The sequence below is a fragment of the Streptomyces sp. NPDC005017 genome (assembly GCF_042873115.1).
In the GTDB taxonomy this organism is placed as follows: Bacteria; Actinomycetota; Actinomycetes; order Streptomycetales; family Streptomycetaceae; genus Streptomyces.
This window is the reverse complement of sequence record NZ_JBIALD010000004.1, coordinates 61,983-76,462: the sequence shown is the minus strand read 5'-3', so window position 1 is coordinate 76,462 and position 14,480 is coordinate 61,983. Positions and strand designations below refer to the sequence as shown.

Sequence of the window (14,480 nt, the reverse complement as noted above, 5' to 3'; positions counted from 1 at the left end):
TCGCGTCCAGGCCGGTCGGCTGGCGGCGGCCTGGCAGTCCGTCCAGGCCGCTCAGTGCGCGGCGGCCGGGCCGAGCCGGGTCAGGGTGTCCAGGACCCGGGCCCGGCTGACGAAGACCTCGGGGGGCAGGGACACGTACAGCTGGATGGTGGTCACGCCCGGCCGGTGGTAGCGCAGGATGCGTTCGCGGCACTCCTCGGGCGAGCCGCTGATGAACAGGCCGTCCACGACCTCGTCGGGCAGCGCCTTCTGCGCGCCGTCGGTGTCGCCCTCCGCCCAGCGCTCGTGCGACTCGCGCAGCAGTTCGCCGTGGCCCAGCCATGCGTGGAACTTGCGGTAGGGCTCGCGGTTGAGGATCCAGGCGAGGAAGGGCCGGGTGGCGCGGTGGGCGTAGTCGGTGTCCTCGGTGGGGCAGACGAACACCTTGACGACGAGTTCCTTGCCCGGCGGCTGCGGCCCGACGGCGTCGAGGATCTTCGGCACGTCGTCGGGGAACAGCAGGTTGGTGATGGCCCCGTCGCCCTCGGTGAAACCGAGGCGCAGCATGCCGGGGCGCAGGGCGCCGAGGATCACCTTGACCGGGTCGGCGGGCGGGTGCGGCAGCCGGTAGCCGCTGATGGAGAAGGTGTCGAAGTCCCCGGCGACGTACTCCCCGCGCAGGGCCCGGGTGACGAACCGCAGCACGTCCCGGGTGCGTTTGAAGGGCTCGTCGAACGGGATGCCGTTGATGTCGGTGACATGGGCGGGCACGGAGGCGCCGAGGCCGAACAGGAAGCGTCCCGGGGCGAGTTGGGCGAGGGTGGCGGCCGTCTGGGCGAGCACGGCCGGGCCGCGGGTGTGCACCGGGACGATGCCGGTGCCGATGCGCAGCGAGGACGACCAGGCGGCGACGGCGGCGAGCGGGGTGAAGGCGTCCGTGCCGCCGCCCTCGGCGCTCCACACGTCCGTGTAGCCGAGGTCGGGGAGCCGTTCGACGAGGAAGCGGTGGCGGTCGATGGTCAGGCCGGGCAGCGGCAGGGTGACGCCCCACTTCGGGGGCGGGTCGGTCGCCGGGGTGTGGGAGAGGGTCATGAGTCCACCCGTACGGTCGTGAGGTCGATGAACCAGGACTGGGGCTGCACGAAGCCGCGCACCTTCGGCGAGAGCGCCCTCGGGTTGCGGTCGTTGACGACGAACAGCCAGGGCGCGTCCTCGGTGACGAGCTGCAGCGCCCGCGTGTAGTCGGCCTCGCGGGCCGCCCGGTCGGCCTCGGCACCGGCGGAGGCCAGCAGCCTGTCGACCCGGGGGTTGCTGTAGTGGCCGGTCCAGAAGGGGCTGCCGGTGCCGATGAACAGCGGCAGCAGCGCCTCGGACTGGAACAGCGTGGTGGACTGGGCGATGGCCTGCGAGCCGCGGGCGACCTCGCCCTCGGCCTCGGCGCCGATCAGTGTGGACCAGTCGGTGGTGCGGATCTCGGCCTTGATGCCGACGGCGGCGAGGTCGCGTTGCACGGCCTCGGCGATGGGCACCGGGACGAGGTTCCCGGAGCCGCCGGTGGGCACGGTGACGGAGGTGCTGAAGCCCTTCGGGTAGCCGGCCTCGGCGAGCAGCCGCCGGGCCTTCGCGGGGTCGTGGGTGTAGACGTCCTGCGACTTGTCGTAGGCGAACGTGCCGCGCGGGGCGGCCTGGTGGGCGGGGTCGGCGGTGCCGTGCAGCAGGTTCTCGGCGATGGCCTCGCGGTCGATGGCGTGGTTGGCGGCCCGGCGCACCCGGGGGTCGTCCCAGGGCTTCGCGGCGGTGTCGAGGATCCAGTACCAGAGGTGGTCGTAGCTGTTGGTGACGACCTTCGCGCCGTCGTCCCTCAGACCCGGGAGGTCGTCGGGGTTGGGGTACTCGATCCAGTTGACCTCGCCGGAGCGCAGGGCGGCGGTGCGGGCGGCCGCGTCGGGCAGCGCCTTCACGACCAGCTTGTCCAGCTCGGGGGCGCCGCGCCAGTAGCCGTCGAAGCGGGCCAGCTCGATCTGTTCGCCCGTCTGCTGGCGCACGAAGCGGAACGGGCCGGTGCCGACGGGGTGTTCGGAGAACTTCTCCGTCCCGGTCTCGCGCACGGCGGTGGGGCTGGCGATCAGGACGTGGGCGAGGTCCTGCGGGAAGTGCCCGTTGGGCGTCCTGGTGACGAGGCGGACCTTGTCCTCGCCGAGCTTGGAGTACGAGGTGATGCCCCCGGCGTACTCGCTCGCGGCGGCGCCGAGGGCGTCGGTGTACTGCGGGCTGTCCTTGTCCAGATAGCGGTCGAGGTTGAACAGCACGGCGTCGGCGTCGAAGCCGGTGCCGTCCTGGAACCTCACGCCCTTGCGCAGGGTGAACGTCCAGGTCCTGCGGTCCGGGGCGACCTTCCAGGAGGTGGCCAGGGCGCCGGTGATCTCGGAGGGGCCGTCGCCCCTGGACAGGTCGTAGCGGGTGAGGCCCTCGTAGATCTGGAAGCTCACCAGGCGTTTGCCCTCGAAGCCGGCGCCGCCGATCACCGTGTCCGGGTTGGGGAGCCTGCCCGTCGCGCCGATGACGAGGGTGCCGCCGGACCCGCCGCCGGGGGTGTCGTCGGCGGCGCTGCCGGTGCCGCAGCCGGACACGGCGAGACTCAGCAGGAGTACGGCGGCCAGGCCTGCGCGGCGCCGGGAGACGGGTGGACGGTGGTGGTGCGTCATGGGTTCCTCGTCGTGACTCAAGGGGCGGACGGTGTGGCTCGAGGGGCGGACGGTTCACCGGCCGGCTCCGGATCACCGGGCCGGTTCGGTGCGGGGGGCTCGGGGACACCGCCGTCGGCGGCGAGCAGGGCGCGGGTGTACGGGTGGCGGGGCGCGGACCACAGGGCCTCGGCCGGTCCCTCCTCCACCACCCGTCCCGCGCGCAGGACCACGACCCGGTGCGACAGCTGCCGTACGACGGCCAGGTCGTGGGAGACGAACAGGTAGGCGAGGCCGAGGTGTTGCTGGAGGTCGGCGAGGAGGGCGAGGACCTGGGCCTGGACGGTGGTGTCCAGGGCCGAGGTCGGTTCGTCGCAGACGATCAGGTCGGGTCCGGTCGCGAGCGCCCGTGCGACGGCGACGCGCTGGGCCTGTCCGCCGGAGAGCTCGCGCGGGCGGCGCCTGGCCAGGGCCGGGTCCAGGCCGACCTTTCGGAACAGGTCGGCGACGCGGTCCTGCCGTTCCTCGCGGGGTGTGCCGTGGACGCGCAGGGCGAACTCGACGGCCTCGCCCGCCCGCAGCGCCGGGTTCAGCGAGCCGCTCGGCTGCTGGGGCACGAACTGGAGCCGGGCCCGGACGCGCCGGCCGGTGGCGCCGCGCAGCCGGTGGGGGTCGTGGCCGTCGAAGCGGACGGTTCCCGCGTCGGGTGCGAGCAGTCCGAGGGCCAGTCGCCCGAGCGTGGACTTGCCGGACCCGGACTCGCCGACCAGCCCGACGGTCTCCCCGCGCGCCACCCGGAGCGAGACGCCGTCGACGGCGAGGGGACCGCGCGGGTAGCTCTTGGAGACCTGGTCGAGGCGGAGGAGGTGGTGGTGTCCGCCGACTTCGGTGCTCGCGGTGTCCACCGCCTCGGTGACCGCGCGGCGGCTCATCGGGCGCCTCCCGGCTGCGCCGCCACCAGTGCGGCGGCGTAGGGGTGCTCGCGTTCGGTGAGGAGCTTGGCGACCGGCCCGTACTCCACGATCCGTCCCGCTCGCAGCACCGCCGCCCGGTGCCCGATCCGGCGGGCGACGCCGATGTCGTGGGTGACCAGGAGTACGGAGGCGCCGCGGGAGGCCAGCAGGTCCAGGACGCGGCCGCGGACCAGGGCGTCGAGCGCCGTGGTCGGCTCGTCGGCGATCAGCAGACCGGGCGAGCAGGCCAGGGCCAGGGCGATGACGGCGCGCTGGCGCCGGCCGCCGGAGAGTTCGTGGGGATGGCTGCGGGCCACCCGGTCCGGGTCGTCGAGGCCCGCCGCGGCCAGGAGTTCCGGGACGGCCTCACGGGCCGTGCGGCGGCCGGCCGCCACCCGGTGGCGCAGCAGCACCTCGACGAGCTGGGAGCCGATCCGGCGCAGCGGGTCGAGAACGGCGTCCGGGTCCTGGGGGACGTAGCCGATGCGGCGGCCGCGGATGTCGCTGAGGTCGCGCTCGTCCAGGGTGCGCAGTTCGGTGCCGGACAGCCGCACGCTGCCGCCGACCCGGGCCGTGGGGCCGGGCAGGCCGAGGACCGTGCGGGCGAGGGTGGACTTGCCGCTGCCGGACTCCCCCAGCAGGACCAGCACCTCGCCGGGGAGCACGGTCAGGGACACTCCGTCCACGGCGCGTACACCGCCGTGGGTGACCGTCAGGTCCGCTACCTCCAGCCGTTCGGGTGCGCTCATCGGCCGGCCTCCGCGAGGAGCCCGCGCCCGGCCCCGGTGCGGCGACGCAGGGCCTCGCCGAGGGTGTTGAAGACGACGGAGACGGCGAGGACGGTCAGGGCGGGCAGCACGGCGACCTCGGGGCGGGTGAGCAGGCTGGGCCGCAGTTCGTCGAGCATGGCGCCCCACTCGGCGGCGGGCGGCGGCACGCCCAGGCCGAGGAAGGACAGCCCGGCGGCGTAGACGATGGCCAGCCCGACCAGGGAGGAGGAGTGGACGAGCAGGACAGGGGTGACGACCGGGGCGACCTGGCGCACGGCGACCGTCCGGGCGCCCGCCCCGCTGACCCGGGCGGCCACCAGGTACTCGGCGCCGCGGATGCGCCGCACCTCGGTGAAGGCGACCCGGGTGACCGCCGGGGTGAGCACGACCGAGAGCGAGACGACCGTGGCGGTGAGGCCCGGCTCCATCACCGTGGCGACGGTGATCGCCAGCAGGACGCCCGGGAAGGCGTAGAGCACGTCGAGGGTGCGCAGCAGGGCGTGTTCGGTGCGGCTGCCGCCGAGGCCCGCGGCGATGCCGAGCAGGCCGCCGGCGACGGTGGCGACGACCACCGGGAGGAGGCCGCCGAGCAGCGAGGGGCCCGCCGCGACCAGGAGGCGGCTGAGGACGTCCCGGCCCTGGGTGTCGGTGCCCAGGAGATGACCCGGACTGCCCGGCGGCAGCAGCCGCTCGCGCAGGTCGCCCGCGTCCGGGTCGCCGGGTGCCAGCAGCGGGCCGACGACGGCCAGCAGGAGCAGGGCGGCCGCGAGGCAGGCGGAGAGGGGCGGGCGTCTGCTCACAGCGCACCTCGCAGCCGGGGGTCGATCAGCGCGTGCGCGGTGTCGACCAGGATGTTGACGCCGACGAAGGCGACGGCTACCAGCAGCACGCCCGCCTGGATCAGCGGCAGGTCGCGTGCGGTGAGGGCGTCGTAGAGCAGCCGGCCCAGGCCCGGCCAGGCGAACAGGGTCTCGACGAAGACCACGCCCTCCAGCAGATAGGCCAGTTGGAGCCCGCCGATGGTGAGCAGGGCCGGGGCCGCGTTGTGGACGCAGTGCCGGAGCACGGCCGGGCGGCGCAGGCCGCGGGCGCGCAGCCCGTCGGCCAGTTCGGACTGGAGGACGGAGCCGAGGGCGGCGCCGAAGACCCGGGCGGTCAGGCCGAGCGGCACGAGCGCCGCCGCCACGGCGGGCAGCACGAGGTGGCGCAGTTGGTCGGCCGCGCCGCCGCCGGTGAACAGGTCGTGGGTGCCGCCGGCCGGGAACCAGCGCAGCCCCACCGCGAACACGGCGATCAGCAGCAGCGCCACGGAGTACTGCGGCGCAGACACGGCGAGGGTGCCCAGCGCCCTCGCCGCCCTGGCGACCGGCCCGTCGGGGCGGCCCGCGCCGAGCGCGCCCAGCAGGGTGCCGCCGGTGAGCACCAGCAGGAACGCGGCGCCGGCCAGCAGGAGGGTCTGGCCGAGAGCGGGCAACAGCATTTCGCCGACCGGGCGTTGGGCGGAGACCGAGACACCGAGGTCGCCCTGGAGCGCGTGTCCCAGCCAGTGCAGGTAGCGGACCGGCAGGGGCTCGCCCAGCCCGAGGCGCTCGGTGAGCCGCTGCCTGGCCTCCTCGGAGGCACCGGGGCCGAGCAGGGCGAGCACGGGGTCCCCGGGGACGAGGGCGACGGCGGCGAAGACGACGACGGTGACGCCGAGGAGGGTGGGCACGGCCAGCAGCAGTCGCCGCAGCAGGTACCGCCTCATCCGTCGGTCTCGCGGGAGTGGGCGGCCATGCGCTCGGTTTCCTTCCTGGCCGGGTGCGGTTCGCCAGAAGAGTGCGGGGAGCGCGGGGGCGGGAACCAGCCAGGCGTTGATGCCGATACCGGTGGTCATAGGACCGGTCGTACGGAATACACGGTTCCCTCATACGCGTGTGGTCCGGTCCTGGTTGACCCCCGTCGAACGGCCGATTTACGCTGCTCGCATGGTCAAACGGCGAACCGACTTCACCCTGGTCGGTATCGGCGGCTCGTGGCACCGCAGGTGCTTCGACGAGTCCTGTCGTCCGTGTGCCGGGCGCTGACCCGACGGCCCCGTCCGTCCGCGCGCCCCTCTCCCTGCTCCAGGCCGATCCGCCACCGCCGAGGGGACACACATGAAGCCGTACCGCCCTTTTGACGTCATCTCCCTTGTCCCGCACGGGAATCCGTCTGCCCTGCACGCGAGTCTGTCCGTCCCGCACGGGAGTCCGTCGTGACCGCGCTGACCGTCGCGCCCGCGCCGTGCGCTCCGCGAGCGCTGCACGCCGAGATCGACAACCCGCTGGACCTGATCGCCGGGCACCAGTTCCTGGCCGACGCGGAGGAACGGACCGCCGGGCGGCCGCCGGTGGCCGTCTGCGACTGCGGGCACGCCGCCTGCGCCGGGCCGCGGGCGCACCGCCAGGCGTCCGTCGTGCGGGTGTTCCTCGCCGAGCGCCACCCGGTGGCCAGCGCCGGGCTGCGCAGTGTCCTGAACACCGACCCCGGCCTCGCGGTCGTCGGCAGCTCCGCGGACCCGCTGCGGCTGCCGGACGCGCTGCGCCGGGTCCGGCCCGACGTGGTGCTGCTCGGCCGGGGCGGGACGCTCGCGGAGGACCTGGCGCTGGTCGCCCGGCTGCGGGCCGCCGACGCCGCGCCCCAGGCACGGGTGCTGCTGCTGCGCCGGGCGGAGAGCACCGCCGAGGCGAGCCGCATGCTGCTGGCGGGCGCGAGCGGCTGTTTCCCGCTCGACCTGCCCGAGGACCGGATCATCCGGGCGGTGGCCGTGGCCGGTGCCGGCGGTTCGGTGTTCCTGCCCGCTCCCCCGCCGGCCCGCGTCCAGGCGGCGAACCTGGCCGGGGAGGCCGCCGAGCCCCTGCCCCAGACCTGCGGGCTCACCGACCGCGAACGCCAGGTCCTCGCGCAGCTCGCCCGCGGGCTGAGCAACGCCGAGATCGGGCGTGAACTGGCCCTGGCCGAGGCCACGGTGAAGAAGCACCTCACCAACGCCATGCGCAAGACGGGCCAGTCGGACCGGCTGCGGGCGGCGCTGTACGCGCACCGCCACGGTCTGGCGGGCTGAGCCGCCGGACGTCACGGGCGGGCACCGCGAAGGTGCCCGCCCGTCGGCGTGTCCGGCGAGTGACGGCCGCCGCGTACGACGCACGCGCGGACCGCACGCCTCGGCGTCCCCGCGAAGGTCTCCGGCGCCGCCTGTGCCGTGGGGCGCCGAGGGCGACCTTCGGAGTAGTTCCCGGGCCCCGATGGTCGCCGTCGGCGCAGCCTTTCGGGGCTTCTGAGCCGGCCGGCTCGCTTCATAGCGTTGCGGCACACCAGGACCCCACCGGTCCGCCCCCCACCGCGAAGGAGACCCGACATGAGCGATGCGCCCTCAGCAGGCATCGCGCGCGACGGTTCCGACGGGGCTTCGGCGACCACCGCGGACGACGGCGTCGGCGCCCGGGAGACCGGCCGTCCCGCCACCGCCGTGCTGGACGGCCCGCGCACGCCCGGCGCACCCGGGCCGCAGGCCGAACGGCAGCCCGAACGCCTGCGCAACACCTACCGCGGCATGCCGGACGCAGAACGCTCGGCCCTGTGGAGACAGCGGCTGCACGAGGCGGAGTCCGGGCTCACCCGGCTGCTGGCCGCCCGCAACAACAACACACACCTCGTGGACTGGTTCGCGCTCCAGTCGGAGATCTTCGCCGACCTGCCGGACGCCGAGTCCGGCACCTCCACGGACTGGCAGCGCGTCTTCTTCCGCGGCCAGGCCCTGATGGAACGCTTCCTCGTCGCCCGCTTCGGCGAACAGGCCCTGGCCGCCTGGGCGTCGGCCATCGGCGAGGTGCACCGCGAGGTGGAACCCGATCGCGGCCGGGGCGCCGCCGACCCCGTCCACCGCATCGCCCGCCAGGCCGAACTGTACGGATCGGACTACGAGTTCGACGACGACACCGGCACAAGCGCAGGCACCGGCACCGGCACCGGGGTTACCGACCGGGCGGCGCTGACCATCACCCACTGCGCGATCTGGGACTACCGCGAGAAGGCCCGGCGTTCCGGTGTCCGCATCACCCTCGCCTCGCCCTGCACGTACTGCGTCAGGGCCCTGTCCGCGAACATCCGCGCCAAGGGGTTCGAGCCGTCGCACAGTCTGCGCACCGGGCCCAGCGGACACGGCTGCCGCTGGGAGGCGTCCACCGGCGCGGGCACCGCCGCCGAACAGGACCGCTCCGCCGGCCTTCCCGGGGAGCTGTGATGTGCGGCGTCACCGGCTGGCTCGACTGGGCGGCCGACCTGCGGACCCGGGGCACCACCGTCGAGGCGATGACCGAGACCCTCGCCTGCCGCGGCCCCGACTCCGCCGGCATCCGGCTCACCCGGCACGCGGCACTCGGCCACCGCCGGCTGTCCGTCATCGACCTCGACGGCGGCGCCCAGCCGCTGGAGGCGGACGGGACGGTGCTCACCTACAACGGCGAGCTGTACAACTACACCGACCTCCGACGTGAACTGGAGTCCCTCGGCCACACCTTCCGCACCCGCTCCGACACGGAGGTCGTGCTCCGCTCCCATCTCCAGTGGGGCGCCGAGGCCCCACGCCGCTTCAACGGCATCTTCGCCTACGCGCTCTGGGACGGGCGGACCGAGGAACTGCTCCTGGCCCGCGACCACTTGGGCATCAAGCCGCTGTACTGGCACGCCCACGCCACCGGCGTCCTCTTCGGCTCGGAGCCGAAGGCGGTGCTCGCCCATCCCGCGTTCCGCGCCGAACTGGACGCCGAGGGCATCGCCGAACTGTTCGCGCTGCCCGCCGCGCCCACCGCCGGGCACGGCCTGTTCCGGGGCCTGCGCGAGGTGCGTCCCGGCCATCTGGTGCGGATACGGCGGTCCGTGACCCGGGAGACCCGGTACTGGCAGCCGGTCTCCCGCCCGCACACCGACGACCCGGCCACGACCCGGCGGACCGTGCGCGAGCTGCTCGCCGACGCCGTGGAGCGCCAGCTGATGAGCGATGTGCCGCTGTGCACCCTGCTGTCCGGGGGCGTCGACTCCAGCGCGATCACGGCGCTGGCGGCACAGGCCCGGGAGCGGGCCGGGCAGGGCAAGGTCGGCAGCTTCTCGGTGGACTTCCCCGGCAGCACGGACCGGGCGCCCGACGACTGGCGCACCGGCGCCGACGCCCCCTTCGTCAAGGCGGCCGCGGAGCACATCGGCACCCTGCACACCACCGTCGTCGTCCCCGACGACGACCTCCTCGACGCCCGCGCGGCCGTGCTGCGCGCCCGGGACCGGCCGGGCTGGGGCGAGATGGACGCCTCGCTGCACCTGCTGTTCCGTGAGGTGCGCCGGCGTTCGACGGTCGCGCTGTCCGGGGAGGCCGCCGACGAGGTCTTCGGCGGTTACCCCTACTTCCACGACCCGGCCGCCCGCGCCGCGGACACCTTCCCCTGGCTGCACGGCCGTACGACCCCGGCCGCGCTGCTGCGTCCCGAGGTGCGGGCGGTGGTGCGGCCCGAGGAGTACACCGCCGAGCAGTACCGCGCCACGCTGGCGCAGGTGCCCGCGCTGCCCGGGGAGGACGGCACCGACCGGCGGATGCGCGAGCTGTTCCATCTCGCGCTGACGCGCTGGCTGCCGCCGCTGCTGGAACGCGTCGACCGGATCAGCATGTCGGTCGGCCTGGAGGTGCGCGTGCCGTTCTGCGACCACCGGCTCGTGGAGTACGCGTGGAACGTGCCCTGGGCGCTCAAGGCACCCGGGGGCAGACCCAAGGGGCTGCTGCGGGACGCCGTGCGCGATCTGCTGCCGGAGCGGGTGGCCGACCGGCCCAAGAGCGGCTACCCGTCGACACCCGCCGTGCGCTACACCCAGGTGCTCACCGAGCGCGCCCGGGAGCTGCTCGCCGACCCGGGGGCCCCGGTCTTCGACCTGGTCGACCGGGAGACCGTACGGCTGGCCCTGAAGGAGGGCCGTCCGCTGCCCGGTCCCCGTACGGCACCCAATCCGGTGGGCGGCCTGGACCACCTGGTGCAGGTCGACGAATGGCTGCGCGCCTACCGGGTGGGGCTGCGGTGAGCGCGCCCCGTACGGACGCGCTCCGGCGCGGCGAGGCGGGAACCGACGCATCCGCCCGGCTCGGCGAGGCGGGCACGGACCCGAACCGGCACGGCGGGACGGGCACACACCCCGCCCGGCACGGCGGGACAGGCACGCGACCGGCCCACGCCGGTGAGCCGGGCCCGGACGCCTTCCGGCTCGCCGCCCGCCGCTGGACCAGCGGCGTCGCCCTGCTCACCGCCCGGCACGGGGAGGAGGTCTTCGCCAAGACGGTGTCGTCCCTGTGCACCCTCTCCCTGGACCCGCTCCTGGTCAGCGTCGCGGTGAGCGCCCGCAGCCCGCTGACGGCCGCGGTCCGCGCCGACGGCCGCTACGCCGTGGCCGTCCTGGCCCGCCATCAGGAGCCGGTCGCCCGCCGCTTCGCCGCACCGGGCGCCGGACGCGCCCTCGGCCTGTTCACCGCCGCGCCGATGCTTCCCCGGGCCACCGGCGCGCCGGTCCTGGAGGACTGTCTGGCCTGGTTCGACTGCCGGCTGCACTCCGTGCTGCCCGGCGGCGACCACACCGTGCTCGTCGGCCGGGTGGCGGCGGCCGACGCGGTGCCAGGAGAGCCGCTGATCTACCACCACGGCGAGTACCGCTCGCTCGCCGGCCCGCCCACACCCCCGACGGGAGCCCGTACATGACCCTGCTGGACACCTCCGCCGCCACCGCCCGGGGGCTGCTCACCGGCGACCGGTACCGGGCGGAGCTCGACGACGGCCGTGAGCTGTACCTCGACGGGCGGCGGGTGTCGGACCCGGCCGGCCACCGCGCCTTCCGCCCCGCGGCCGACGCCCTCGCGGACCTGCTCGACCTCCAGCACGACCCCGGGCACCGGGAACTGCTCACCTACGAGGACCCCGAGAGCGGGCTGCGGCTGGCCCGCGCCTACCAGCCGCCGCGCACCCTCGACGAACTGCGCCTCCAGCGCCGCAGCGCCGAGTTCTGGCACGCCAACGCCTTCGGACAGCACGGCCGTTCGCCGTCCTTCATGGCGTCGATCGCCGTGGGGCTCTACGACTTCCGCCGTCAACTGGACAGGTCCCGGCCCGGCTTCGGCGCGAACGCGGAGGCGTGGCACCGGTACTGCGCCACCAACGACCTCGTCCTCTCGCACGCGCTGGGCGATCCGCAGATCGACCGCTCCGCCGACCCGGTGGACGAACCGGACCTCGCGCTGCGGGTGGTGGCCGAGAACGACCGGGGCATCGTCGTACGCGGCGCCAAACAGCTCACCACGCTCGCTCCCCTCGCCCACGAGGTGCTCGTCTATCTGTCGGCCTCGTTCACCCAGGGGCGCGGCGAGCAGTTCGTCTCCTGGTTCGCGCTGCCGCTGAACACGCCCGGTCTGGTGACCCTGTGCCGGGAGCCGCTGGGCGCCGAACCGTGGGGCCACGCCCACCCGTTCGGGGCGCGCTACGACGAGCAGGACGCCATGCTGTTCTTCGACGACGTCCTCGTCCCCTGGGACCGGGTCTTCCTGCTGAAGGACGCCGCCCTGGCCCGCACCGGACTGGCCAGGATCAACGCCTGGTCGGCGTACATCGGGCACGTCCGCTACCGGGAACGGCTGCGCACCCTGCTGGCCACCGCGACCCTGGTCGCCGAGAGCATCGGCGTCGACGGCTTCCGCAACATCCAGGAGGACCTCGGCCGGCTCGCCTCTTACGCCGAGCTGACCGAACTCTTCCTGGACGCCGCCGAGGCGCGGGCCGTCGTCACCGACAGCGGGCTGCTCGCCCCGGGCGACACGGCCGCCAGCCGGGTCTGGTCGGCCGAGGCCGCCGACGGGGCGGTGGACGTGCTGCGCCGGATCGGGGCCTCGGGACTGCTGATGCAGCCCACCGAGAACGATCTCGCGCACCCCCGGCTGCGCCCCCTGCTCGACCGCTACATGCGCGGACGGGGCATCGACGCCGAAGCCAAGTCCCGGCTGCTGCGGCTCGCCTGGGAGCTGACCGGCGACGGCTTCGGCCAGCGTCAGCACCTCTACGAGCTGGTCCACCGGGGCGACCTGGCCCGCAACCGGATCAACCTGTTCAAGCGGTACGACCAGAGCGAGGTGAGGCGGCGGCTGGAGGAGTTCATCGCCGCGCCGCGGCCCGGCCGTCCCGCCGACCCGTCGTCCACCGTGGAGGAGCAGCCGTGACCCTGTCCGACATCGAGGCCCAGGCCCGCACCCTGGGCGGCTACGACGACGCCAGCCGGCTGCGTCAGGTCCACGACCGCGACTGGGTGCTCGACCGGGTGCCCGGCGAGCCCGGTGTACTGGTCGATCTCGGCAGCGGGATAGGCCAGTTGCTCCAGGAGGCGCTGGAGCGTCATCCCTCGCTGCGGCTGGCCGTCGGGCTCGAGCGTTCCGAGCACCGCATCGCCGAGGCGGGAGAGCGGCTGCGCCCGTACGGCGACCGGGTCGCGCTGCGGCGGGCCGACCTGACCGCGCCCGAGCCGCTGCCGTACCGGGCCGACGTGGTGACGATGACGTCGGTGCTGCACTGGCTGTACCCGGTGGAGCACCGGGTGCTGGGCTGGGTGCGGGACCATCTCGCGCCGGGCGGCAGCTTCCTGCTGACGACGTATCACCCGACCCGGGACGAGCACGGGCTCGGCGGCGAGGACGACGTCGTGCGCGACGCGCTCACGGCCCTCGGCGTCGCCCGTGAGTCGGTACCGGCCCTGCTGGCCGGCCACCGGGTGCTGCCCATCGCGACCCGGACCCGCCAGGAAAACGAACTCGCCTCGCTGCTGGCCGAGTTCTTCACCGTCGAGGAGTGGTGGGAGCGGGAGGCGGTGGTCACCGTCCGCGACGCGGCGCAGTACGAGCACTTCCACGCGGCCACGTTCGGCGACTACTACGCCTCCGCACTGGAGCCCGGACAGCGGGCGGAGTTCTTCGCGGCCGTCGGCCGGGCCGCCTGGGAGCGGCAGTCGCGGCACGGGCGGGTCAGCGCGATGCCGGTACGGCTGTGGCGCCTCGGCGCGCGCGGATGAGCGAGGCATAGGCTGAACACCACGGGCCCGGAGGCCGGTTGGCACTCCGGGCCCGTCGCGGAACCGACCGAGGCGAGGAGCCGTCAGCATGTCCACTCCCATCCCCGGCCCCAGCCAGGAGCTGGGAGCCTTCCTGCGCGCCCACCGCGAGCTGCTCAAGCCCGTCGACGTGGGGCTCACCGCCACGCCGCGGCGGCGCACGCCCGGTCTGCGCCGCGAGGAGGTCGCCTCGCTGTCCGGGGTCGGGCTCGCCTGGTACACCTGGCTGGAGCAGGGCAGGGTGACCGCCAGCCGCCAGGTGCTGACCTCGGTGGCCAGGGCCCTGCGGCTGGACGCGGCCGGGCTGCGGCACGCGATGCGTCTGGCGGGCCACCACGAACCGGTGGTGTCAGGCGCCGAGCCCGCGGGGCTGGCCGCGACCGTACGGCCGGTCCTCGACTCCTGGCCCGCGAGTCCGGCGGTGCTGCTCGACCGCCACTTCGACCTGGTCGCCTGGAACACGGCGTGGAGCGCGCTGTGGGGCAGCCCCGAGTCGGTGCCGGGCGACCGGCGCAATCTGATGTGGCTGATGGTGGCCGACCCACGGCTGCGGACGGTGCTGCTCGACTGGGAGCCGCTGGCGATGAACATCTTCCAGCACTTCCGCGCCCAGGCCGGTCCCGCCCTGGCCGACGGGCGCACGGGTGAGCTCTACGACCGGCTGGAGGAGGACGCGCCGGAGCTCCGCCACTGGTGGGGCTGCCACTCGGTGGCGGAGCTGACGGCCCGCACGGTGACGGTTCGGCCGCCGGGGTCGGCCCCGATGTCCCTGTCGCTGTCGTCCTTCCACCCGGTGGACGACCCCTCCGCGCTCATCCTGCTCTTCACGCCGTCGACCGAACAGGACCGGGAGCGGATGACCGGGCTGTGCGAGCGGCCGCTGCGGGCGGTGGACCCGGACGCGGACGCCCGCGCGGCGGGCTGAGCCGACAGGGCGCCTCCCCGGTTCAGCCCGC

At 74.6% G+C, this 14,480-nt stretch carries 13 protein-coding genes; 7 read left to right on the top strand and 6 right to left on the bottom strand.

What is annotated here, in order from left to right; all coding sequences use genetic code 11:
* Positions 1 to 51 precede the first annotated feature (51 nt).
* The 6 genes from ACFYR0_RS07595 to ACFYR0_RS07570 are packed head-to-tail and all read right to left on the bottom strand — an operon-like array spanning position 52 to position 6,133.
* The gene (locus ACFYR0_RS07595) at positions 52 to 1,071 is read right to left on the bottom strand and encodes an LLM class F420-dependent oxidoreductase (RefSeq protein WP_389322945.1); all 1,020 of its coding nucleotides are present in this window, start codon (positions 1,069 to 1,071) and stop codon (positions 52 to 54) included.
* The gene (locus ACFYR0_RS07590; protein WP_389322943.1) at positions 1,068 to 2,705 is read right to left on the bottom strand and encodes an ABC transporter substrate-binding protein; all 1,638 of its coding nucleotides are present in this window, start codon (positions 2,703 to 2,705) and stop codon (positions 1,068 to 1,070) included. Before ACFYR0_RS07590 ends, ACFYR0_RS07595 begins: the two co-directional genes overlap by 4 nt.
* On the bottom strand, positions 2,702 to 3,595 hold the full coding sequence (locus tag ACFYR0_RS07585) for an ATP-binding cassette domain-containing protein (protein WP_389322941.1): 894 nt from the start codon (positions 3,593 to 3,595) through the stop codon (positions 2,702 to 2,704). The genes ACFYR0_RS07590 and ACFYR0_RS07585 overlap by 4 nt, the downstream gene beginning before the upstream one ends.
* Positions 3,592 to 4,365, bottom strand: a complete 774-nt coding sequence (locus ACFYR0_RS07580; protein WP_389322939.1) for an ABC transporter ATP-binding protein — start codon at positions 4,363 to 4,365, stop codon at positions 3,592 to 3,594. Before ACFYR0_RS07580 ends, ACFYR0_RS07585 begins: the two co-directional genes overlap by 4 nt.
* Entirely contained in the window at positions 4,362 to 5,186 is an 825-nt protein-coding gene (locus ACFYR0_RS07575; RefSeq protein WP_389322937.1) for an ABC transporter permease, read from the bottom strand. The genes ACFYR0_RS07580 and ACFYR0_RS07575 overlap by 4 nt, the downstream gene beginning before the upstream one ends.
* Positions 5,183 to 6,133 (bottom strand): ABC transporter permease, encoded by a 951-nt coding sequence (locus tag ACFYR0_RS07570; protein ID WP_389322934.1) that lies wholly within the window; start codon positions 6,131 to 6,133, stop codon positions 5,183 to 5,185. The genes ACFYR0_RS07575 and ACFYR0_RS07570 overlap by 4 nt, the downstream gene beginning before the upstream one ends.
* 489 nt (positions 6,134 to 6,622) lie before the next feature.
* On the opposite strand from ACFYR0_RS07570, the gene ACFYR0_RS07565 reads away from it, so the two are divergent.
* The 7 genes from ACFYR0_RS07565 to ACFYR0_RS07535 all read left to right on the top strand — a co-directional run bounded on the left by ACFYR0_RS07565 (position 6,623) and on the right by ACFYR0_RS07535 (position 14,449).
* A complete protein-coding gene (locus tag ACFYR0_RS07565) occupies positions 6,623 to 7,471 on the top strand; it encodes a response regulator transcription factor (protein ID WP_389322932.1) in 849 nt (282 codons plus the stop codon).
* 294 nt (positions 7,472 to 7,765) lie between these two features.
* Complete coding sequence (locus tag ACFYR0_RS07560; protein ID WP_389322930.1) at positions 7,766 to 8,650, top strand: hypothetical protein; 885 nt, start codon at positions 7,766 to 7,768, stop codon at positions 8,648 to 8,650.
* On the top strand, positions 8,650 to 10,470 hold the full coding sequence (asnB, locus tag ACFYR0_RS07555) for an asparagine synthase (glutamine-hydrolyzing) (protein ID WP_389322928.1): 1,821 nt from the start codon (positions 8,650 to 8,652) through the stop codon (positions 10,468 to 10,470). The genes ACFYR0_RS07560 and asnB overlap by 1 nt, the downstream gene beginning before the upstream one ends.
* A complete protein-coding gene (locus ACFYR0_RS07550) occupies positions 10,467 to 11,138 on the top strand; it encodes a flavin reductase family protein (protein ID WP_389322925.1) in 672 nt (223 codons plus the stop codon). The genes asnB and ACFYR0_RS07550 overlap by 4 nt, the downstream gene beginning before the upstream one ends.
* A complete protein-coding gene (locus tag ACFYR0_RS07545; RefSeq protein WP_389322923.1) occupies positions 11,135 to 12,643 on the top strand; it encodes a 4-hydroxyphenylacetate 3-hydroxylase N-terminal domain-containing protein in 1,509 nt (502 codons plus the stop codon). Before ACFYR0_RS07550 ends, ACFYR0_RS07545 begins: the two co-directional genes overlap by 4 nt.
* Entirely contained in the window at positions 12,640 to 13,485 is an 846-nt protein-coding gene (locus ACFYR0_RS07540; protein WP_389322921.1) for a class I SAM-dependent methyltransferase, read from the top strand. The genes ACFYR0_RS07545 and ACFYR0_RS07540 overlap by 4 nt, the downstream gene beginning before the upstream one ends.
* Before the next feature lie 88 nt (positions 13,486 to 13,573).
* Positions 13,574 to 14,449: a helix-turn-helix transcriptional regulator gene (locus tag ACFYR0_RS07535; RefSeq protein WP_389322919.1), complete on the top strand. Its 876-nt coding sequence runs from the start codon at positions 13,574 to 13,576 to the stop codon at positions 14,447 to 14,449.
* Positions 14,450 to 14,480: the final 31 nt, after the last annotated feature.